The sequence below is a fragment of the Pseudomonas sp. lyk4-TYG-107 genome (assembly GCF_030209055.1).
GTDB classification, from domain to species: domain Bacteria; phylum Pseudomonadota; class Gammaproteobacteria; order Pseudomonadales; family Pseudomonadaceae; genus Aquipseudomonas; species Aquipseudomonas putida_A.
The window spans coordinates 101,316-121,386 of the sequence record NZ_JARVST010000033.1 but is presented as its reverse complement, the minus strand read 5'-3'; the positions used below and the strand labels follow the sequence as shown (position 1 = coordinate 121,386).

Genomic DNA, 20,071 nt, shown 5'->3' with positions numbered 1-20,071 from the left:
AAACCCTGCGCATAAAAAAACCCGGACACTGTCCGGGTTTTTTATTGCCTGCGAAAACGCCTTACTCAGCCGCTGGCTCGGCCGGCTTGCGGCGCTTGAGCGGGGCCATGCCGTCGCTGCTCACCAGAGAATCCGGCTTCGGACGGTTGGCGCTCTTGCGCTTGGTCGGGGTCTTGGCGGCTGTTTTCTTCTTGTCGCCCTTGGCGTCGGTCTTTTTCTTCTTCACGCCGACGGCTTTGCCCGAGGCCTTGACCTTTTTCGGCCCGCCGTAGGTGCCTTTGACTTCCTTGATGGTGCGGCGCTCGAAGCTCTGCTTGAGGTAGCGCTCGATGCTCGACATCAGGTTCCAGTCGCCGTGGCAGATCAGCGAGATCGCCAGACCGTCGTTGCCTGCGCGGCCGGTACGACCGATGCGGTGCACGTATTCGTCGCCGCTGCGTGGCATGTCGAAGTTGATCACCAGATCCAGGCCATCAACGTCCAGACCACGGGCCGCGACGTCGGTAGCGACCAGAATCTTCACGCCGCCCTGCTTCAGACGATCGATCGCCAGTTTGCGATCCTTCTGGTCTTTCTCGCCGTGCAGCACGAACGCCTTGTATTCCTGAGCCACGAGGCGGCCATAGATGCGGTCGGCCATGGCCCGGGTGTTGGTGAAGACGATGGCCTTCTGGTAGGTCTCGTTGGCCAGCAGCCAGTTGACGATCTGTTCTTTGTGCTGATTGTGGTCGGCGGTGATGATCTGCTGGCGGGTGGTCGAGTTCAGCTGGCTGACCGCGTTGAGCTGCAGGTGCTCAGGGTTGTTCAGCACCTTGGCGATCATCTCGCGCAGGCCGGAACCACCGGTGGTGGCGGAGAACAGCATGGTCTGCTGACGGTTCGGGCATTCGTCGACCAGACGTTGCACGTCTTCAGCGAAACCCATGTCGAGCATGCGGTCGGCTTCGTCGAGCACCAGCACTTCGACTTCTTTGAGGTCGAGGTTGCCGGCGTTGAGTTGCTCGATCATCCGGCCCGGCGTACCGATCAGGATGTCCGGCACCTTGCGCAGCATCGCGGCCTGCACCTTGAAGTCTTCACCGCCGGTGATCAGGCCGGACTTGATGAAGGTGAACTGCGAGAAGCGTTCAACTTCTTTCAGGGTCTGCTGGGCCAGTTCGCGGGTCGGCAGCAGGATCAGGGTCTTGATGCTGACGCGGATCTTCGCCGGGCCGATCAGGCGATTGAGGATCGGCAGGACAAAAGCGGCGGTCTTGCCGCTACCGGTTTGCGCCGTCACCCGCAGGTCACGCCCCTGGAGCGCCAGCGGAATGGCCGCTGCTTGCACAGGCGTTGGCTCGACAAATTTCAGCTCGGCCACGGCTTTGAGCAGGCGTTCGTGCAGGGCGAATTGGGAAAACACGGGTGCTACCTCGAAGATATGCAAAAAAACAGCTGCATAGGTTACCGGTTTCGAGCGCTCAGGCCGAGTTTCTTTATACAAACGGGCGTAATCAGTGGCTTTTTTGTTGCTCGATTTGTCTCCAACGGTAATACACAGCGTCTTAAATGCTCTAATCGCCCATCGCGTCTTACAGAAGAATCGTTGCTCACATGGATTTCAAACAGCTCTGGCTCAACGCCCAAGACCTCTGGGGTGCCCTCGAAAAGCACCCATTCCTGCAATCCGGCCTGGCGCTGATGCTGCTATTGGTGATCGCGCTGGTGCTCGGACGAGTGGCACGCTATCTGATCCTGCATGCCAGCCGCATGCTCGGGCGTCAGCCAGCCCTGCACTGGATCAACGACTTTCGCCACAACAAGGTGTTTCAACGTCTGGCGCAGATGACGCCGTCGCTGGTGATCCAGTTCGGCCTGCACTTGGTGCCGGAACTGAGCAAAACCGCGATGACCTTTCTCGGCAACGTGGCGCTGTCGTTCACCATTCTGTTCCTGCTGCTATCGGTCAGTGCCCTGCTCAATGCGCTGCTGGACATCTACGCCCGCACCGAACACGCCCGCACCCGCTCGATCAAGGGCTATGTGCAACTGGCGAAAATGGTCTTGTACGTGTTTGGCGCAATCATCATCGTCGCCACCCTCATCGACCGTTCGCCGCTGTTGCTGCTCTCCGGTCTGGGTGCGATGTCGGCGGTGATTCTGTTGGTCTACAAGGACACGTTGCTGTCGTTCGTTGCCAGCGTGCAACTGACCAGCAACGACATGCTGCGAGTCGGCGACTGGATCGAGATGCCGCAAGTCGGTGCCGATGGCGACGTGGTCGACATCACCCTGCACACGGTCAAGGTGCAGAACTTCGACAAGACCATCGTTTCGATCCCGACCTGGCGCCTGATGTCCGAGTCGTTCCGCAACTGGCGCGGCATGCAACAGTCCGGCGGGCGACGGATCAAGCGCAGCCTGTTCATCGACGCCAGCGGCGTGCGCTTCATTCGTGACGATGAAGAAGAGAAGTTGAGCCAAGTGCACCTGCTGACCGGCTACATGGGCCGCAAGAAAGCCGAACTCAAGGCGTGGAACGAGGCGCAAGGAAACGTCGCGGCGATGTCGGCCAACCGCCGGCGCATGACCAACATCGGCACCTTCCGCGCTTATGCGCTGGCGTATTTGAAGAGTCTCCCGGAGGTGCAGCCGAACATGACCTGCATGGTGCGCCAGATGCAGACCACGGCGCAGGGCATTCCACTGGAAATCTACTGCTTCACCACCACCACGGTGTGGGCCGATTACGAGCGGATTCAGGGGGATATTTTCGATTATCTGCTGGCGGTGCTGCCGGAGTTTGGCTTGAGCCTGTATCAGCAGCCGAGTGGCGGGGATTTGCGGACCGGGTTGTTGCCGGCGGTGTTGGGGGCGGCGAGCATTCCCGAGCCGCAGAAACACCTCATGTAACGCCACCGATCAAAACTGTGGGAGCGGGCTTGCTCGCGAAGGCGTCAGGTCAGTCAACATAATCGTTGAATGACACACCGCTTTCGCGAGCAAGCCCGCTCCCACAGGGGTTATGCGGTGGCTTGGGATTTGCGGATGCCCAACCGGCTGATCCACACCGCCGCCAGAATCACACTCCCGCCCAGCAACAACCGTCCCAGTTCCTCATGCTGATTCCAGATCAGCAGATTCAGCAGCAAGCCCACTGGCACATGCAGGTTGTTCATCACCGCCAGCGTGCCGCCGTTGACCATGCACGCGCCCTTGTTCCACCAGTACATCCCCAGCGCCGTCGAGACCAATCCGAGGAACAGCAACACGCCCCATTGCAGCGGTGCTTCCGGCAGAAAGTTGGCTTTACCAAACAGCAGGAATGCCGGCAACACCACTGCCAGTGCGCCGAGGTAGAAGAAGCCGAAACGCCGGTAATGCGGCAGATCGCTCGGGTGTTTTGCCACCAGATGCTTGTACATCACCTGCCCTGCGGCGTAGGTGAAGTTGGCCAGTTGCAGCAGCAAAAAGCCCATGAAGAAATCCGGGTTGATCCGGTCAAAACGAATCACCGCCGCACCGCCCACCGCTACCAACGCGGCCACCAGCGCCCACGGATTGAAGCGGCGGTTCAGCGCATCTTCGATCAGCGTCACGTGCAGCGGCGTGAGGATCGTGAACAGCAACACCTCCGGCACCGTCAGTACACGGAAGCTCAGGTACAGGCAAACGTAGGTGATGCCGAACTGCAACGCGCCGATCAGCAGCATGCCGCGCATGAACGAAGGCTCCACCGAGCGCCAGCGGGTCAACGGAATGAACACCAGCCCGGCCAGCACCACGCGCACCAGCACTGCAAAGTAGCTGTCGACATGCCCGGCGAGGTATTCGCCGATCAGACTGAAGGAAAACGCCTGGATCAGCGTGACAAAAAGTAGATAGCCCATGGTCGCCTCTGTTTCGAATGGCGGCGACGATAGCGGTTTTCTGGTCTCACTGCGAATAGCCCGAAACACAAAATCCCCCTGTGGGAGCGAGCCTGCTCGCGAAGGCGGAGTGTCAGACGGCAGATACTTGTCTGATGCACCGCTTTCGCGAGCAGGCTCGCTCCCACAAGGAGTTTTGTGTTGTTCAAAAAACACAGGCAAAAAAAAGCCCGATCTCGCTAAAGCGTTCAATCGGGCTACAGCACTCAGGAGCAACAAGTGCAAAGGGAGGTTCGATGCGCGTAGAGCCTTGAAGGGGTTGCGCCAGGTCACTTAAACAAGCGGCGATTATCTGGCGATTAACATATCAAGCGACCTGGGACAGTTTGGCGTTGGCCTGATTCAGGCCCTTCTCCTGGAAGTCGCCGCCCAGGTTCATGCCTTCGGCGTGAATGAAGGTCACGTCGTGGATGCCGATGAAACCCATGACCTGACGCAGGTACGGTTCCTGATGGTCGGCCGGGCCGCCGGCGTAGATGCCGCCGCGAGCGGTCAGCACGTAGGCACGTTTGCCGCTGAGCAGGCCTTGCGGGCCGGTTTCGGTGTACTTGAAGGTCACGCCGGCACGCAGCACGTGGTCGAGCCAGGCCTTGAGGGTGCTCGGGATCGCGAAGTTGTACATCGGCGCTGCCATCACCAGTACGTCGGCAGCGAGCAGCTCGTCGGTCAATTCGTTGGAGCGCTCCAGCGACGATTGTTCGCTGGCGTTGCGCTGCTCGGCAGGCTTCATCCAGCCGCCCAGCAGGTTGGCGTCCAGGTGTGGAACGGGGTTCACGGCGAGGTCACGCACGGTGATCTGATCGTTGGGATGCGCCGCTTTCCACTGACCGATGAAGGTCTGGGTCAGTTGACGGGAAACCGAATCTTGCTGGCGGGCGCTGCTTTCGATGATCAGAACGCGGGACATGGTGTGTAGTCTCCATCCGAGAATGTTGTAGGTCGATGGAGTGAAGGTTAAACAGGGTCGTATCGATGAAAAAGCGCAAATAATTGCTGCAAAGCATCGAATAATTCGTTTAGATGCAGTTTGTACCCCTGTAGGAGTGAGCCTGCTCGCGATTGCGGTGTGTCAGGTACATCAGGATTTAACTGACACACCGCAATCGCGAGCAGGCTCACTCCCACAGGGGATTGCCGTTATTTCGGGCTGCAGCTCAGGTCGATGCGCAGCCTGATGATCTCGCGGGAAAACTTGGCCGTGGCATTCGTATGCTTGCGGGCCGGGATTTCGATGTTGCGCGTACGCGGTGCTTCCGGACCATTGTTGAAAACGACTTTGCAGGTCGCGTCGACATCACCGTAGTTGGCGACCCGGATGGAGCCGATGTCTTTGTCGGTGTCGAAGGTCTCGTAGTCGATCTTCAAGCCATTGAGGTTCTTCTGCACATCGATCGGGTAAGCAAACGCAGTCAGCGGCAGCAACGCGAGCACCACACAACAGAATTTTTTCATTCGCCAGTCTCCATGAGGGACGGCCAGCTTAGGACAAGAGGAGCTATTGATGAAAGCGCCCCGCGTGACCCTTGATCAATGGCGGACATTGCAGGCCGTGGTCGACCACGGTGGTTTCGCCCAGGCCGCCGAGGTTCTGCACCGTTCGCAATCGTCGGTGAGTTATACCGTCGCCCGCATGCAGGACCAGCTCGGCGTGCCGTTGCTGCGCATCGACGGGCGTAAAGCGGTGCTCACCGAAGCCGGCGGCGTACTGCTGCGCCGCTCGCGACAACTGGTGAAACAGGCCAGCCAACTGGAAGACCTCGCCCACCACATGGAGCAAGGTTGGGAAGCTGAGGTGCGGCTGGTGGTCGATGCGGCTTACCCGAGCGCACGCATCGTGCGCGCGCTGACCGCGTTTATGCCGCAGAGTCGCGGCTGCCGCGTGCGTCTGCGCGAGGAGGTGTTGTCGGGGGTCGAAGAGGTCTTGCTCGAAGGCGTGGCCGATCTGGCAATCACCGGCCTGAGCATCCCCGGCTACCTCGGCGCGGAATTGAGCGACGTCGAATTTGTCGCGGTCGCCCACCCTGATCACGCGCTGCATCGGCTCAACCGCGAACTGAGCTTCCAGGACCTGGAAACCCAGATGCAGGTGGTGATTCGCGACTCCGGCCGCCAGCAACCACGCGACGTCGGCTGGCTCGGCGCCGAACAGCGCTGGACCGTCGGCAGCCTCGCCACTGCGGCCACGTTCGTCAGCAGCGGCCTGGGCTTTGCCTGGCTGCCACGACACATGATCGAACGGGAATTGAAGGAAGGCACGCTCAAGCTGCTACCGTTGGATCAGGGCGGCAGCCGCAACCCGAGCTTCTATCTATATTCGAACAAGGACAAACCGCTGGGCCCGGCCACACAAATCCTCATCGAACTGTTGCGCACCTTCGACACTTTGCCGCTTGACGCACCGTTCGCCGCCCCCGAGCAAGCCTGACACGGAGTTCACCGATGGCCTATTTCGAACATGAAGGTTGCAACCTGCACTACGAGGAATATGGCCACGGCACCCCGTTGCTACTGGTTCACGGACTGGGTTCGAGCACCCTGGACTGGGAAATGCAGATCCCGGTGCTGTCGGCGCACTACCGGGTGATCGTTCCGGATATACGTGGTCACGGTCGCTCGGACAAACCTCGCGAGCGCTACAGCATCGCCGGGTTCAGCGCCGATCTGCTGGCATTGATCGAACACCTGAAACTCGGCCCGGTGCATTACGTCGGGCTGTCGATGGGCGGGATGATCGGCTTTCAGTTCGGCGTCGATCAGCCGCAAATGCTGAAAAGCCTGACCATCGTCAACAGCGCCCCCGAGGTCAAACTCCGCAGCCGCGACGATTACTGGCAGTGGTTCAAGCGCTGGAGCCTGATGCGCGTGCTGAGTCTGGCGACCATCGGCAAGGCGCTGGGCGGCAAACTTTTTCCCAAGCCTGAACAAGCTGATCTGCGGCAGGAAATGGCCGAACGCTGGGCAAAAAACGACAAACGTGCTTATCTCGCCAGCTTCGATGCGATTGTTGGCTGGGGCGTTCAGGAACGACTTTCCCGGGTGACCTGTCCAACGCTCATCGTGACTGCCGACCGTGACTACACACCGGTGGCACTGAAAGAAACCTATGTAAAACTGCTGCCCGATGCGCGGCTGGTGGTCATCGCCGATTCGCGCCACGCCACCCCGCTCGATCAACCCGAACGCTTTAACCAAACGCTGCTGGCGTTCCTTGCCACAGCCGATACTCAATCTCAGGATTACTGACCCATGTTGAAAAAACTCGCCCTCGCCGCCGGCACCGTGCTGTTTGCTGCCAACCTGATGGCTGCCACGCCTGCAAAAGCACCGCACGTGCTGCTGGACACCACCAACGGCCAGATCGAAATCGAACTGGATCCGGTCAAGGCGCCAATCAGTACCAAAAACTTTCTGGATTACGTCAACAGCGGCTTTTACACCAACACCATTTTCCATCGCGTGATCCCGGGTTTCATGGCTCAGGGCGGCGGTTTCACCCAGCAGATGCAACAGAAAGAGACCAAGGCACCGATCAAGAACGAAGCCAGCAATGGCCTGCACAACGTTCGCGGCACCTTGTCGATGGCCCGTACCTCCAACCCTGATTCGGCCACCAGCCAGTTCTTCATCAACGTCGCCGACAACGCCTTCCTCGATCCGGGCCGTGATGCCGGTTACGCGGTATTCGCCAAAGTGGTCAAAGGCATGGACGTGGTCGACATCATCGTCAACTCGCAGACCACCACCAAACAGGGCATGCAAAACGTGCCTGTCGACCCTGTGATCATCAAGTCGGCCAAAGTCATCGACTAAGCTGTACAGGGCGTTTCGAGCGGCGCTGGCCTGACGCCACGCCGCTCACACCGATAAAAGGAGAGCCCGAGATCCGGGCGGTTATCTGATGCTCTATCGCCGTTTCGAACAACTGATCGACATATTCCGCGACGCCCCCACGGCGTCCCCGCCGGATCGTGTCTGGCCCTTCTATACCTATTACCTGAAGCAGGTCTGGCCGAGTTTTGCCGCCCTGCTCGTCGTCGGCCTGTTTGCCGCGTTGATCGAAGTGGCGCTGTTCAGCTACCTGAGCCGCATCATCGACCTGGCCCAAGGCACGCCCAACCCTAATTTCTTCAGCGACCACGCCCTCGAACTGACGTGGATGGTGGTGGTTGCGCTGGTGCTGCGGCCGATCTTTTTCGGCCTGCACGATCTGCTGGTGCATCAGACCCTGAGCCCGGGGATGACCAGCATGATCCGCTGGCAGAACCACAGTTACGTGCTCAAGCAGAGCCTGAATTTCTTCCAGAACGACTTCGCCGGGCGCATCGCCCAACGCATCATGCAGACCGGCAACTCGCTGCGCGATTCGGCGGTGCAAGCGGTGGATGCGCTGTGGCACGTGGTGATCTACGCGATCAGTTCGCTGGTGCTGTTCGCCGAAGCCGACTGGCGCCTGATGATCCCGCTGCTGACGTGGATCGTCGCCTACATCGGTGCGCTGTATTACTTCGTGCCACGGGTGAAAGAGCGTTCGGTGGAAGCTTCCGACGCGCGCTCGAAACTGATGGGACGGATCGTCGACGGCTACACCAACATCGCCACCCTCAAGCTGTTCGCCCACACCAACTTCGAACAGCACTACGCCAAGGAAGCCATCGAAGAACAGACGGTCAAGGCGCAGATGGCCGGCCGCGTGGTGACCAGCATGGACGTGGCGATCACCACCATGAACGGTCTGCTGATCGTTGGCACCACCGCGCTGGCGCTGTGGCTGTGGACGCAGTCGCTGATCAGCGTCGGCGCGATCGCCCTGGCCACTGGTCTGGTGATTCGTATCGTCAATATGTCCGGCTGGATCATGTGGGTAGTCACCGGCATCTTCGAAAACATCGGCATGGTGCAGGACGGTCTGCAGACCATCTCGCAACCGGTCAGCGTCACTGATCGCGAGCAGGCCAAACCGCTGGCCGTGGCTCGTGGCGAAGTGCGTTTCGAGCACGTGGATTTTCACTACGGCAAGAAGAAAGGCATCATCGGCGACCTCAATCTGACCATTAAACCCGGCGAGAAAATCGGTCTGATCGGACCGTCCGGCGCTGGCAAATCGACCTTGGTCAACCTGCTACTGCGCCTGTATGACGTAGAGGGCGGACGCATTCTGATCGACGGGCAGAACATCGCCGAAGTCGGCCAGGAAAGCCTGCGCGCACGCATCGGCATGATCACGCAGGACACCTCCCTGCTGCACCGCTCGATCCGCGACAACTTGCTGTATGGCAAGCCTGACGCCACCGACGCCGAGCTCTGGGACGCGGTGCACAAGGCTCGCGCCGACGAGTTCATTCCGCTGCTGTCGGACGCTGAGGGCCGTACCGGTTTCGACGCGCACGTCGGCGAACGCGGGGTGAAACTGTCCGGCGGCCAGCGTCAGCGCATCGCGATTGCCCGGGTGCTGCTCAAGGACGCGCCGATCCTGATCATGGACGAAGCAACCTCGGCACTCGACTCGGAAGTCGAAGCGGCGATCCAGGAAAGCCTGGAAACCCTGATGCAAGGCAAAACCGTGATCGCCATTGCTCACCGTCTCTCGACCATCGCTCGCATGGATCGGCTGGTAGTGCTGGAAAACGGCAAGATCGCCGAGAGCGGTACCCACGCCGAACTGCTGGCGCATCGCGGATTGTATGCGCGGTTATGGGCGCACCAGACCGGGGGATTTGTCGGGATCGATTGATCATTGAATCAATACAACTCCAATGTGGGAGGGGGCTTGCTCCCGAAAGCGGGGTGTCAGTACCGAACATTTGTCTGACACACCGCATTCGGGAGCAAGCCCCCTCCCACAATATATTGAGAACCGCCACAGCCCTCTAACCACGGGCTCTGGCGGTTTTTTGATGGCTGCTGGAAATCCATCCAAAGCGTGCTGTACTCAGCCAAGGTTCCAGCACGGAACCTGTCGTAAATCTGCAGGGAAGCACAACTCGATACAGTCTCGATAGCACGCCTATCAAGGACTCTCTCATGTCTCTGTTCAAACGTTCAGTTACTGAGTTGTTGGGTACGTTCTGGCTGGTTCTGGGTGGTTGTGGCAGTGCGGTGCTCGCCGCGTCTTCGCCTCTGGGCATCGGAGTGCTGGGGGTGGCCCTGGCGTTTGGTCTGACGGTGCTGACCATGGCGTTCGCCATCGGCCACATCAGCGGATGTCATCTCAATCCGGCGGTATCGGTCGGGTTGGTGGTCGGCGGACGGTTTCCAGCAAAAGAGCTACCCGCCTACATCATCGCCCAGGTGCTCGGCGGGATACTCGCCGCCGCGCTGCTCTACTACATCGCCAGCGGCAAGGAAGGTTTCGACATCGCAGCAGGTCTGGCGTCCAATGGGTACGGCGAGCACTCGCCCGGCAAATACTCGATGGCGGCAGGCTTTGTCACCGAGCTGGTGATGACCGGGATGTTCGTGATCATCATCCTCGGCGCCACCGACAAACGCGCCCCGGCGGGCCTCGCACCGATTGCCATCGGCCTGGGGCTGACGCTGATTCACCTGATCTCGATTCCGGTCACCAACACTTCGGTCAACCCGGCTCGTAGCACCGGGCCGGCGCTGATGGTCGGCGGCTGGGCGATCGCGCAGTTGTGGATGTTCTGGGTCGCGCCGCTGATTGGCGCGATAGTGGGCGGGACGATTTATCGCTGGCTGGGCAAAGAGCAATCCTGAACCCACTGGAAATCCCCTGTGGGAGGGGGCTTGCTCCCGAAGGCGTCGTGTCAGTCATAGCTACCGTACTGACACACCGCATTCGGGAGCAAGCCCCCTCCCACAGTAATAAATCAACCACGCCCGAGAATCGATGTCGGCCCCGTTTAAAGGCAAGCTCAGGCCTGGCGGTATGGCAAGGCTGTTCTGGCTTCCTCGGCGTACGCAAGGACGCCAGCACGTTCCTGTTGCAGGAAGTCTTTGACTGCGGCTTTCAGACCGGGATGACGCAGGTAGTGCCACGAGTGGGTGATCACCGGTTCAAAGCCGCGAATCAGCTTGTGCTCGCCCTGAGCGCCGGCATCAAAGCGCTGATACCCCTGAGCAATCGCATAGTCCATGCCCTGATAGAAACACGTCTCGAAATGCAGCCGGTCAAACTCGGCCAGACAGCCCCAATAGCGCCCATAGAAGCTGTCGCCCCCGACCAGACTGAAGGCCATCGCCACCGGCCGTGAACCCTGTCTGGCGAAGACCACCCGAATCGCCTCCGGCATCCGCGCAGCCAGCAGACTGAAAAACTCGCGCGTCAGGTACGGCGCCTGGCGGCGCACGGCGTAGGTGTTGGCATAGCAGGCGTAGACAAAATCCCATTGCGCCTCGTCCAGCTCACGCCCTTCCAGCCATTCGAATTCGAAGCCCTGCCCCGCCACTTGCTCGCGCTCTTTACGCATTTGCTTGCGCTTGCGCGAACTGAGCGCGTCGAGAAAATCCTGGAAGTCCCGATAACCGCGATTCTGCCAGTGATACTGACAGCCGATACGTTGCAGCCAGCCCGGCTGCTCGGCCATGGCGGCATCGGTGAACGGGTCGGTGAAATTGATGTGCGCGCTGGAAAGCTCCTCGATTTCCAGATAACCCGGCAGGCTCTTGAGCAGTTCGAAACCGTCCTCGACCCGGGCGGCCAGCAAGCGTGGTCCGCTGACCGGGCTGAACGGCACCGCCGTCAGCAGTTTGGGATAGTAATCGATGCCGGCCCGGGCGCAGGCATCGGCCCAGCCGTGATCGAACACGTACTCGCCGTAGGAATGCCACTTGCGATAACTGGGCAGCGCGGCGATCAACCGACCGCCTTCAACGTGCAGCAGATGCTCGGGCTGCCAGCCGGTATGGGGTCCGACGCTACCGCTGTCTTCCAGTGCGCTGAGGAACGCATGGCGCAAAAACGGCTGGTTCTCGGGCACCAGCGCGTCCCATGTCGCCGGGGCGATTTCTGACAGGCTTTGCAGGCGTTGCAACGGCATCAACTGACTCTCCACTTCCGGGCTTCAAAGCCCCGCGAGTATCGCTTATCGCTGCCCTTTGCACACGAGCAATCGGACGACAGTGCTCTAGCTCAATAGTTCACGAGGACTTTGTATCGTCATCGACATGACATCACTTAGCCACTGCTCTGTCATAAACCATCGCGATACTCGCTCCTGTTTTTAGAGCGCCGGGGTCTACCCGGACACTGTTTTCCGACGTACGCGTCGGTGTGCCCCGGATGGTTCTGCCATCCCTCTCATCTTCGGAGATTGCTATGCGTCTTGCTTCCACGAAAACTGCGGCGGCCTTGTGCGGTGGCCTGTTGCTGGCCATAAGCGTTCCGGCCAGTGCTGCAGTCGACGCCAAACTGCTCGACATGCTCAAGGCCAACGGTTCCATTTCCCAGGCGCAGTACATCGAACTGCAAACTGAACTGGCCAAGGATCAGAAGGCTCAGCAAATCGCGCAGCAGGCGCAGCAAGAGACCAACGAGCAAATCGCGGCAACCGCGAAGAAAACCAACGAGCTGAGCTCCTTCGACCAGAAACTCGCCTGGGCCGCCAAGACTCAGTTCAAGGGTGACGTGCGTATTCGTCAGGAGACCGTCAAGATCGACGGCGAATCCAACAACGGCGGCCGTGACAAGGATCGCCAGCGTATCCGCGCACGTCTGGGTGCCTACACCGAGATCAACCCGCAAGTCGACACCGGTATTCGTATCGCCACCGGCGGCGGCGACGATGCCCGTTCGACCAACCAGGACATGGACAACTACTTCGACAAGAAGCAGATCTGGCTCGACCTCGGCTACATCGACTACCACCCCGATGCCATCAAGAACCTGCACGTGATCGGCGGCAAGATGCTGCAACCGTGGGTCAGCATGGGCGACGTGATCTGGGACAGCGACATCAACCCGGAAGGTCTGGCCGTCACCTACAAATATCCACTGGGCAGCAGCGCCGAACTGTTCGGCAGCCTGGGTAACTACACCCTCAAAGACAACGTCGACGGCGAAGGCGTGCAATTCCGTCACGACCTGCGTCTGACTGCCGGGCAGTTGGGCAGCCGTTTCGCGATCACCGACAACCTGAAACTGACCCTGGGCGGCAGCGTCTACGCCTACCAGAACGACGAAGACAGCCGCTGCACCGGGACATCCACACCGTGCGCGCTGTCGGTCAACGGCAACTCGGCCAACAACGAGTTCCGCCTGTACGAAGGTTTCAGCCAGATCGACATTGGCGGTCTGCCGATGCCGCTGTCGTTCTACGGTCAATACGTGAAGAACAACGATGCCGTGACCGACGCCGATACCGCGTGGCTGGTCGGCGCCAAGTCGAAAGTCTTCGGTCTGAACCTGGATTACAACTATCGTGACGTACAGCGTGACGCCGTGGTCGGCGCGTTCACCGACTCCGACTTCGCCAACGGCACCACCGGTTCCCGTGGGCACAAGTTCAAGGTCGGTTACGACATCGACAAGAACTTCGCCATCGGCGCCACGTACTTCCTGACCAAGGCCGACTTCTCCAGCCGTACCCAGCGTGACGCAGACACCAACACTCTGCAGCTGGATGCCGAAGCCAAGTTCTAAAAAGCGTCACCCTATAGCCTGATGCGGGCGGAACGATCCCCATCATCCGTTCGTTTCGTCTGCGTCGGGCTATTTCTGCAGGATGCAAAAACACTGTAGGAGCTGCCGGAGGCTGCGATCTTTTGATCTTGTTTTTGAGGATCAAAAGATCGCAGCCTTCGGCAGCTCCTACAAGTGAGATTCTATTTTTCCTTACGGCGTTGCTCGGCCAGACGCTCAGCCAGCGCATCCACACCCTCTTGCGGCCTCTCCGGCATCGCCTTCAACGTGGCCTGCATCAAACGCATCTGACGAATGAACCGCCGACAGTTGGGGCAGAACATCAGGTGATGGCGCACCAGCAGTTTCTCGCGAAAGCTCAATTGGCCATCGAGATAATCGCTGGAGCGTGCCACTTGTTCCTTGCAGGTCAGCATTCGCCGGTCTCCTCAAAATGCTCCACCGTGGCGAAGACTTTCAGCCGCGCCCGATGCAGCAGCACACGGACATTGGAGAGCGAGATCTCCAGAAGATTACAGATCTCTTCCAGCTCCAGGCCTTGGCGCTCGCGCAGCAGCAACACGCTGCTTTGCAGTTCCGACAGACTGAGCAAGGTGTGCTCCAGGCAGTCACGCAACTCGCTTTCGGTGAGCAAGGCTTCCGGGGTGTCCTGATGCCAGGCGAATGGCGCCACCAGCCAATGGCCGTCACCGGGCGAAAAACGGTCGTCATCGATGGTGCCGTGGGGTGACGGCAGATCATCCATCAACACTTCGCGGCGGTTTTGTTTGTAGCGGCTCTTGGCCGAGTTGGCGGTGATGGTCAGCAGCCAGGTCTTGAGACTGGAACGACCCTCGAAGCTGCCGATGTGGCGCACCACCGAAAGCCAGGCGTCCTGCACCACTTCTTCGACATGGCGCTGGCCGACGATGGCATACGCCACGGCGCGCATGGCGCTCTGGTAGGTGCTGACCAGCTCCTTGAAAGCCTTTTGCTCACCCGCGAGCAGACGTTCGAGCAGTTGGGTGTCGTCCGTTGCGGCCATGCACGCCTCGTTTTCAGATGGTCGAAAGCAAAAGATCGCAGCCTGCGGCAGCTCCTACAAGGAGCTGCCGCAGGCTGCGATCTTTTCAGGCGCACTCAGCGCTTGCGCAGAATCACGCTGCCGATCGAGTAACCGGCGCCGAACGAGCTCAGCACCGCCAGCGAACCGGCGGCCAGATCGTCCTGATATTTGTGGAAGGCAATCACCGAGCCGGCAGAGCTGGTGTTGGCGTAGGTGTCGAGAATCACCGGCGCTTCTTCTTCAGTGGCTTCACGGCCCAGCAGCTTGCGCACGATCAGGTGGTTCATGCTCAGGTTGGCCTGGTGCAGCCAGAAGCGCTTGACGTCGCCGACGTTGAGTTTGTTCTCTTCCAGGTGCTCACCGATCAGCTCGGCGACCATCGGGCAGACGTCCTTGAACACCTTGCGGCCTTCCTGCACGAACAGCTTGTCGCGGGCGCCGATGCCCTCTTCCGCGGCGCGGTTGAGGAAGCCGAAGTTGTTGCGGATGTTGTTGGAGAACTTGGTCAGCAGTTTGGTGCTGACCACGTCGAACTGGTACTTGGACGTCGCCAGGTCAGCGCGCTCGATGATCACCGCCGTCGCCGCGTCACCGAAGATGAAGTGGCTGTCGCGGTCGCGGAAGTTCAGGTGACCGGTGCAGACTTCCGGGTTGACCATCAGGATCGCCCGGGCCTGGCCCAGTTGCACGCTGTTGGCCGCGGCCTGAATGCCGAAGGTCGCCGAGGAGCAGGCGACGTTCATGTCGAAACCGAAACCCTGAATGCCCAGTGCTTCCTGGACTTCGATGGCGATGGCCGGGTAGGCGCGTTGCAGATTGGAGCAGGCAACGATCACGCCGTCGATGTCGGCGGCGGTCTTGCCGGCACGTTGCAGCGCCTGTTCAGCGGCGCCGATGGCCATCTGGCACAGCACCGACCATTCGTCGTTGGAACGCTCCGGCAGGCGCGGGGCCATGCGCGCAGGATCAAGGATGCCGTCCTTGTCCATGACAAAGCGGCTCTTGATGCCCGAGGCTTTTTCGATGAATGCAGCACTGGATTCGGTCAGCGCCTGGACTTCACCGCTGGCGATGGCGTCGGCGTTGTCGGCGTTGAACTGCGCAACATAGGTATTGAAAGACTGCACCAGCTCTTCGTTGGAGATGCTGTTGGCCGGGGTGTACAGGCCGGTGCCGCTGATGACGACGTTATGCATGGTCGTTTCTCTAATCTGTTCAGGCAGAAAGCGCTGGCACCGACGTACCAACACACAAAGGGTCTGTTCCCGTCTGCGGGACGCTGACCTGGCATCGCTTTATTCCGATCACGACCTCACCGAAGGCTCTGGGTCGCGAAAACGGCGTTTATGGTCGCGAAGTTTGCCATAAACCCAAGGTTTTGGCGCCTTTCTCAAGCACAACCCAAATCCCGATGTGGGGCATATCTCTATCTTTGTGGTGAGGGGATTTATCCCCGATCGGCTGCGAAGCAGTCGCCAAACCATCACCCTCATCAAAACTGATGGGCTGAGATGGTCGCTTTTGGGGCGGCTTCGCCACCCATCGGGGATAAATCCCCTCACCACAAATGCCCACAGGTTTGGGATCAGGCCTCGACCTGACTCCACTGCTTGCTCAGCCGTTTGTCCGAGATCGGCGCTTTCGTCCCCAACTGCTGGGCGAACAGCGACACTCGGTATTCCTCCAGCCACCAGCGGTACAGTTCAAGCTGCGGATCGCGTTTGCCTTCCTGGGCATGCTTGGCGGCGCGGGTCTGGTATTGCGCCCAGAGGCCGGCCAGTTCACCGCTCCAGACTCGATCCTTCTGCACCTGCGCGCCGAGCTTCTCGAAACGCTGCTCGACCGCCTTCAGATAACGCGGCAACTCCTTGAGCCATTGCATCGGTGTTTCCCGGACGAAACCCGGATACACCAGATTGCTGATTTGCTGCTTGATGTCATTCAGCGCTACAGCCTGAGCCAGATCGATCTTGCCCTTGAAGCGTTTTTGCAGGCCGTGCCACAGCTTGAGAATCTCCAGCGTCAGCCGCGCGACGCGCTCGGCGTGTTCGGTCCAGCTGCCGCGTTTGCGTTCGGCCAATGCGGCGAGCCCGGCGCCGTCACGGGGCAACGGGTCTTCGCCTTCCAGAATGCAGCTATCGAGGCTGGCCAGCAGAATGTCTTCGACCAGCGCATCCACTCGGCCCAGCTCGCGATAGAGCAGGCCCAACTCGGTGATACCCGGCAGTTTGCTGCGCAGGAACTTCGCCGGCTCCGCCAGTTGCTGCAGCAGCAGCCGCTGCAGGGCGCGGCGATGCTGGAACTCAGCTTCGGCCGGGGTCGAGAACCGCCCTTCCTTGACCTTGCCACCCTCTTCCACCAGCGCCGGATAGACCGTCATCGACAGTCCGGCGATCTTCTGCTGAGTCTTTTCCGCCACCGGGGCGAAGACCTTGGCCTCCACCGGTTGCTGACTTTTCGCACTCTGCGGCACGGCCAAAGCCGCCTGGCTGGCTTCGGCAAAACGCGCGGTCAGCTCGGCCAGGTCGCGGCCCTCGCCGAGGAACTTGCCCTGGCCGTCGACGATTTCCAGGTTCATCCGCAGATGGCTTTCGACCTGCTGCGCGGCTTCCGCCCATGCTTCATCGCTGACGCGCGCACCGGTCATGCGCAGCAACTCGCGACCGAGCGCTTGCGGCAATGAGCCTTCAGCGAAGGTCATGCGCTGCAACGCCGCCTTGATGAAATCCGGCACCGGCACGAAGTTCTTGCGCAAGGCTTTCGGCAGATTGCGCACCAGCGCAATGCACTTGGCCTCGATCAGCCCCGGCACCAGCCATTCCAGACGTTCCGGTGGCAGCATCGGCAGCAGCGGTGCCGGCACGCGCAGGGTCACGCCGTCGCGTGGGTGATTGGGTTCGAAGTGATAACTGAGCGCCAGTTCCAGATCACCGATGTGCAGCGTGTCCGGGTAGTCGCGCGCGGTGACCTCACTGGCCTCGCGGGCCAGCACGTCTTCTTCGCGCATGATCAGCAATTGCGGGTCTTTCTGGCTGTTGACCCGATACCAGCTGTCGAACGTCGCGGTCTGATGAATCTCCGCCGGCAAGCGCGCATCGTAGAACGCGTACAGGGTTTCTTCGTCAGCGAGAATGTCGCGGCGACGGGCCTTGGCTTCCAGCTCGTCGAGCTGTTCGAGCAACTGCTTGTTGGCGGTCAGGCACTTGGCTTTCGACTGAATCTCGCCGCGCACCAGCCCTTCACGAATAAACAGCTCGCGCGAGACCAGCGGATCCACCGGGCCGTAATGCACCGGGCGGCGACCGACCACGATCAGCCCGAACAGGGTGATCTGCTCGTAGGCCACGACCTGGCCGCGCTTCTTCTCCCAGTGCGGTTCGAAATGGTTTTTCTTGATCAGGTGCCCGGCCAGCGGCTCGATCCAGTCGGCATCGATTTTGGCGACCATGCGCGCGTAGAGTTTGGTGGTTTCCACCAGTTCGGCGGTCATCAGCCACTGCGGACGCTTCTTGCCGATGCCCGACGACGGGTGAATCCAGAAGCGCCGCTGACGGGCACCGAGGTAATCACCGTCCTCGGTTTTCTGGCCGATCTGGCTGAGCAGGCCGACCAGCACGGCTTTGTGCAGTTTCGGGTAATCCGCCGGTTCCTTGTTGAGGCTCAGCTGCATGTCGCGGCAGATCAGGCTCAACTGGCGATGAGAGTCACGCCACTCGCGCAGACGCAGATAATTGAGGAAATTCTTCCGGCACCAGTTGCGCAGCGGACTGGCGGTCAGCGCCTGGCGTTGCTCTTCAAAACCGCGCCACAGATTGACCAGCCCGGCGAAGTCGGAGTCGGTGTCTTTCCATTGTGCGTGGGCCTGATCGGCTGCTTGCTGACGCTCCGGCGGACGCTCGCGCGGGTCTTGAATCGACATGGCGCTGGCGACGATCAGCACTTCCTGCAGGCTGCCGAGTTTTGCCGCTTCCAGCAGCATGCGGCCCATGCGCGGGTCTACCGGCAGGCGCGCCAGCTGGCGCCCGAGCGGGGTCAGCTGACTGTTGCGGTCCACCGCCGAGAGTTCTTGCAGCAGGTTGAAACCGTCGCTGATCGCCTTGCCGTCCGGCGGTTCGATGAACGGGAACGCAGTGATTTCGCCGAGGCGCAGATGCAACATCTGCAAGATAACAGCGGCAAGGTTGGTACGCAGAATCTCCGGATCGGTGAACTCCGGGCGGCCGAGGAAATCTTCCTCGCTGTACAGACGCACGCAGATCCCCGGTTCAACCCGCCCGCAACGACCTTTACGCTGATTGGCGCTGGCCTGGGAAATCGCTTCGATCGGCAGGCGCTGAACTTTGGCGCGATAGCTGTAGCGACTGATGCGCGCGGTGCCGCTGTCGATCACGTAACGGATGCCCGGCACGGTCAGCGAGGTCTCGGCAACGTTGGTCGCCAGCACTACGCGGCGCCCCGGGTGCGACTGGAAAATCCGCTGCTGTTCGGCCGGCGACAGGCGCGCGTACAGCGGCAGGATTTCCGTGTGTTTGAGCTGGGCCTTGCGCAGCATGTCGGCGGCATCGCGGATCTCGCGCTCGCCGGGCAGGAACACCAGCACATCGCCGGGACTGCGGCGTTCGCTGCGCTCGTAGGCGGCAATTTCGTCGAGGGTGGCGAGGATCGCCTGATCCACGGTCAGGTCGTCTTCGACACGGTTGCCCTCTTCGTCTTGCTCCAGGGTCAGCGGGCGATACCAGGTGTCCACCGGGAAGGTGCGACCGGACACCTCGACAATCGGCGCATCGTCGAAATGTTTGGAGAAGCGCTCCAGATCGATGGTCGCCGAAGTGATGATGACCTTCAGATCCGGGCGACGCGGCAGCAGGGTTTTCAGGTAACCGAGCAGGAAGTCGATGTTCAGGCTGCGTTCGTGGGCTTCGTCGACGATGATCGTGTCGTAGCGCTCGAGGTAGCGGTCGTTCTGGGTTTCCGCCAGCAGGATGCCGTCGGTCATCAGTTTGATCAGGGTGTTGGAATCGCTTTGATCCTCGAAGCGCACCTGATAGCCAACCAGCGAACCGAGCGGTGTGCCGAGTTCTTCGGCCACCCGGCTGGCGACACTGCGCGCAGCGATTCGGCGTGGCTGGGTGTGGCCGATCAAGCCATGCTGGCCGCGACCGATTTCCAGACAGATTTTCGGCAACTGGGTGGTTTTACCCGAGCCGGTTTCGCCAGCGATGATCAGCACTTGATGCTTCTCCAGCGCTGCCTTGATTTCGTCGCGCTTGGCGGCGATCGGCAGGCTGTCGTCGTAACGAATCACTGGCAGGCTGGCACGGCGCGCCAGCACCTGATCACAGGACGCCTGCATGCGCGCCACCCACTGGGCCAGTTTGGCCTCGTCGGGTTTCTTGCGCAGCTCGAGTAACTGCCGCCGCAGCCGGTGACGGTCGGCGAGCATGGCGTGATCGAGGTTTTTCAGCAGTTTGTCGATGGAGGGCAATTCGTCGGTCATCGGGTACGCAATTCGGTCGT

General features: G+C 60.4%; 16 protein-coding genes. 7 read left to right on the top strand and 9 right to left on the bottom strand.

The genetic code is table 11. From position 1 onward, the window contains the following. Positions 1-61: 61 nt before the first annotated feature. Complete coding sequence (locus QRN61_RS25670) at positions 62-1,402, bottom strand: DEAD/DEAH box helicase (protein WP_041070247.1); 1,341 nt, start codon at positions 1,400-1,402, stop codon at positions 62-64. A 191-nt stretch (positions 1,403-1,593) separates the two neighbouring features. Between QRN61_RS25670 and QRN61_RS25665 the strand changes: the two genes are divergently transcribed. Continuing rightward, positions 1,594-2,892, top strand: a complete 1,299-nt coding sequence (locus QRN61_RS25665; RefSeq protein WP_285376087.1) for a mechanosensitive ion channel family protein — start codon at positions 1,594-1,596, stop codon at positions 2,890-2,892. Positions 2,893-3,002: 110 nt separating this feature from the next. Here the strand turns inward: QRN61_RS25665 and QRN61_RS25660 are convergent, their stop codons facing one another. The 3 genes from QRN61_RS25660 to QRN61_RS25650 form a co-directional block, all read right to left on the bottom strand. Continuing rightward, positions 3,003-3,869 (bottom strand): carboxylate/amino acid/amine transporter, encoded by an 867-nt coding sequence (locus tag QRN61_RS25660; protein WP_285376085.1) that lies wholly within the window; start codon positions 3,867-3,869, stop codon positions 3,003-3,005. Between the two features lie 346 nt (positions 3,870-4,215). Next, positions 4,216-4,815 (bottom strand): FMN-dependent NADH-azoreductase, encoded by a 600-nt coding sequence (locus QRN61_RS25655; RefSeq protein ID WP_096796629.1) that lies wholly within the window; start codon positions 4,813-4,815, stop codon positions 4,216-4,218. A gap of 230 nt (positions 4,816-5,045) precedes the next feature. Beyond that, on the bottom strand, positions 5,046-5,360 hold the full coding sequence (locus tag QRN61_RS25650) for a 3-phosphoglycerate kinase (protein ID WP_202369388.1): 315 nt from the start codon (positions 5,358-5,360) through the stop codon (positions 5,046-5,048). 49 nt (positions 5,361-5,409) lie between these two features. Between QRN61_RS25650 and QRN61_RS25645 the strand changes: the two genes are divergently transcribed. From QRN61_RS25645 to aqpZ, 5 genes are all read left to right on the top strand, one after another. Next, a complete protein-coding gene (locus QRN61_RS25645; protein WP_027614550.1) occupies positions 5,410-6,333 on the top strand; it encodes a PA3225 family LysR-type transcriptional regulator in 924 nt (307 codons plus the stop codon). Between the two features lie 14 nt (positions 6,334-6,347). Then, on the top strand, positions 6,348-7,151 hold the full coding sequence (locus tag QRN61_RS25640; RefSeq protein WP_285376084.1) for an alpha/beta fold hydrolase: 804 nt from the start codon (positions 6,348-6,350) through the stop codon (positions 7,149-7,151). A gap of 3 nt (positions 7,152-7,154) precedes the next feature. Then, positions 7,155-7,718 (top strand): peptidylprolyl isomerase, encoded by a 564-nt coding sequence (locus QRN61_RS25635; RefSeq protein ID WP_027614548.1) that lies wholly within the window; start codon positions 7,155-7,157, stop codon positions 7,716-7,718. An 88-nt stretch (positions 7,719-7,806) separates the two neighbouring features. Continuing rightward, complete coding sequence (locus tag QRN61_RS25630; RefSeq protein ID WP_285376082.1) at positions 7,807-9,639, top strand: ABC transporter ATP-binding protein; 1,833 nt, start codon at positions 7,807-7,809, stop codon at positions 9,637-9,639. A gap of 290 nt (positions 9,640-9,929) precedes the next feature. After that, positions 9,930-10,625 (top strand): aquaporin Z, encoded by a 696-nt coding sequence (gene aqpZ, locus QRN61_RS25625; RefSeq protein ID WP_027614546.1) that lies wholly within the window; start codon positions 9,930-9,932, stop codon positions 10,623-10,625. Positions 10,626-10,783: 158 nt separating this feature from the next. On the opposite strand, the gene QRN61_RS25620 is transcribed toward aqpZ, so the two are convergent. After that, the gene (locus QRN61_RS25620; protein ID WP_285376081.1) at positions 10,784-11,908 is read right to left on the bottom strand and encodes a GNAT family N-acetyltransferase; all 1,125 of its coding nucleotides are present in this window, start codon (positions 11,906-11,908) and stop codon (positions 10,784-10,786) included. A 278-nt stretch (positions 11,909-12,186) separates the two neighbouring features. Here QRN61_RS25620 and QRN61_RS25615 point away from each other — a divergent pair, with 278 nt between their 5' ends. Next, entirely contained in the window at positions 12,187-13,509 is a 1,323-nt protein-coding gene (locus QRN61_RS25615) for a putative porin (RefSeq protein ID WP_285376079.1), read from the top strand. Between the two features lie 182 nt (positions 13,510-13,691). On the opposite strand, the gene QRN61_RS25610 is transcribed toward QRN61_RS25615, so the two are convergent. The 4 genes from QRN61_RS25610 to hrpA all read right to left on the bottom strand — a co-directional run bounded on the left by QRN61_RS25610 (position 13,692) and on the right by hrpA (position 20,051). Continuing rightward, the gene (locus QRN61_RS25610; RefSeq protein ID WP_027614544.1) at positions 13,692-13,925 is read right to left on the bottom strand and encodes an anti-sigma factor family protein; all 234 of its coding nucleotides are present in this window, start codon (positions 13,923-13,925) and stop codon (positions 13,692-13,694) included. After that, positions 13,919-14,533, bottom strand: a complete 615-nt coding sequence (locus tag QRN61_RS25605) for an RNA polymerase sigma factor (protein WP_003222662.1) — start codon at positions 14,531-14,533, stop codon at positions 13,919-13,921. The genes QRN61_RS25610 and QRN61_RS25605 overlap by 7 nt, the downstream gene beginning before the upstream one ends. Before the next feature lie 95 nt (positions 14,534-14,628). Continuing rightward, the gene (locus QRN61_RS25600) at positions 14,629-15,750 is read right to left on the bottom strand and encodes a beta-ketoacyl-ACP synthase III (protein WP_027614543.1); all 1,122 of its coding nucleotides are present in this window, start codon (positions 15,748-15,750) and stop codon (positions 14,629-14,631) included. 389 nt (positions 15,751-16,139) lie between these two features. After that, a complete protein-coding gene (gene hrpA, locus QRN61_RS25595) occupies positions 16,140-20,051 on the bottom strand; it encodes an ATP-dependent RNA helicase HrpA (RefSeq protein WP_285376077.1) in 3,912 nt (1,303 codons plus the stop codon). Between the last annotated feature and the right edge of the window lie 20 nt (positions 20,052-20,071).

Coding starts and splice junctions, on each gene's coding strand:
- QRN61_RS25665 (WP_285376087.1), top strand. CDS start 1,594: ATGGATTTCAAACAGCTCTGGCTCAACGCCCAAGACCTCTGGGGTGCC.
- QRN61_RS25660 (WP_285376085.1), bottom strand. CDS start 3,869: ATGGGCTATCTACTTTTTGTCACGCTGATCCAGGCGTTTTCCTTCAGT.
- QRN61_RS25655 (WP_096796629.1), bottom strand. CDS start 4,815: ATGTCCCGCGTTCTGATCATCGAAAGCAGCGCCCGCCAGCAAGATTCG.
- QRN61_RS25650 (WP_202369388.1), bottom strand. CDS start 5,360: ATGAAAAAATTCTGTTGTGTGGTGCTCGCGTTGCTGCCGCTGACTGCG.
- QRN61_RS25645 (WP_027614550.1), top strand. CDS start 5,410: ATGAAAGCGCCCCGCGTGACCCTTGATCAATGGCGGACATTGCAGGCC.
- QRN61_RS25640 (WP_285376084.1), top strand. CDS start 6,348: ATGGCCTATTTCGAACATGAAGGTTGCAACCTGCACTACGAGGAATAT.
- QRN61_RS25635 (WP_027614548.1), top strand. CDS start 7,155: ATGTTGAAAAAACTCGCCCTCGCCGCCGGCACCGTGCTGTTTGCTGCC.
- QRN61_RS25630 (WP_285376082.1), top strand. CDS start 7,807: ATGCTCTATCGCCGTTTCGAACAACTGATCGACATATTCCGCGACGCC.
- aqpZ (WP_027614546.1), top strand. CDS start 9,930: ATGTCTCTGTTCAAACGTTCAGTTACTGAGTTGTTGGGTACGTTCTGG.
- QRN61_RS25620 (WP_285376081.1), bottom strand. CDS start 11,908: ATGCCGTTGCAACGCCTGCAAAGCCTGTCAGAAATCGCCCCGGCGACA.
- QRN61_RS25615 (WP_285376079.1), top strand. CDS start 12,187: ATGCGTCTTGCTTCCACGAAAACTGCGGCGGCCTTGTGCGGTGGCCTG.
- QRN61_RS25610 (WP_027614544.1), bottom strand. CDS start 13,925: ATGCTGACCTGCAAGGAACAAGTGGCACGCTCCAGCGATTATCTCGAT.
- QRN61_RS25605 (WP_003222662.1), bottom strand. CDS start 14,533: ATGGCCGCAACGGACGACACCCAACTGCTCGAACGTCTGCTCGCGGGT.
- QRN61_RS25600 (WP_027614543.1), bottom strand. CDS start 15,750: ATGCATAACGTCGTCATCAGCGGCACCGGCCTGTACACCCCGGCCAAC.
- hrpA (WP_285376077.1), bottom strand. CDS start 20,051: ATGACCGACGAATTGCCCTCCATCGACAAACTGCTGAAAAACCTCGAT.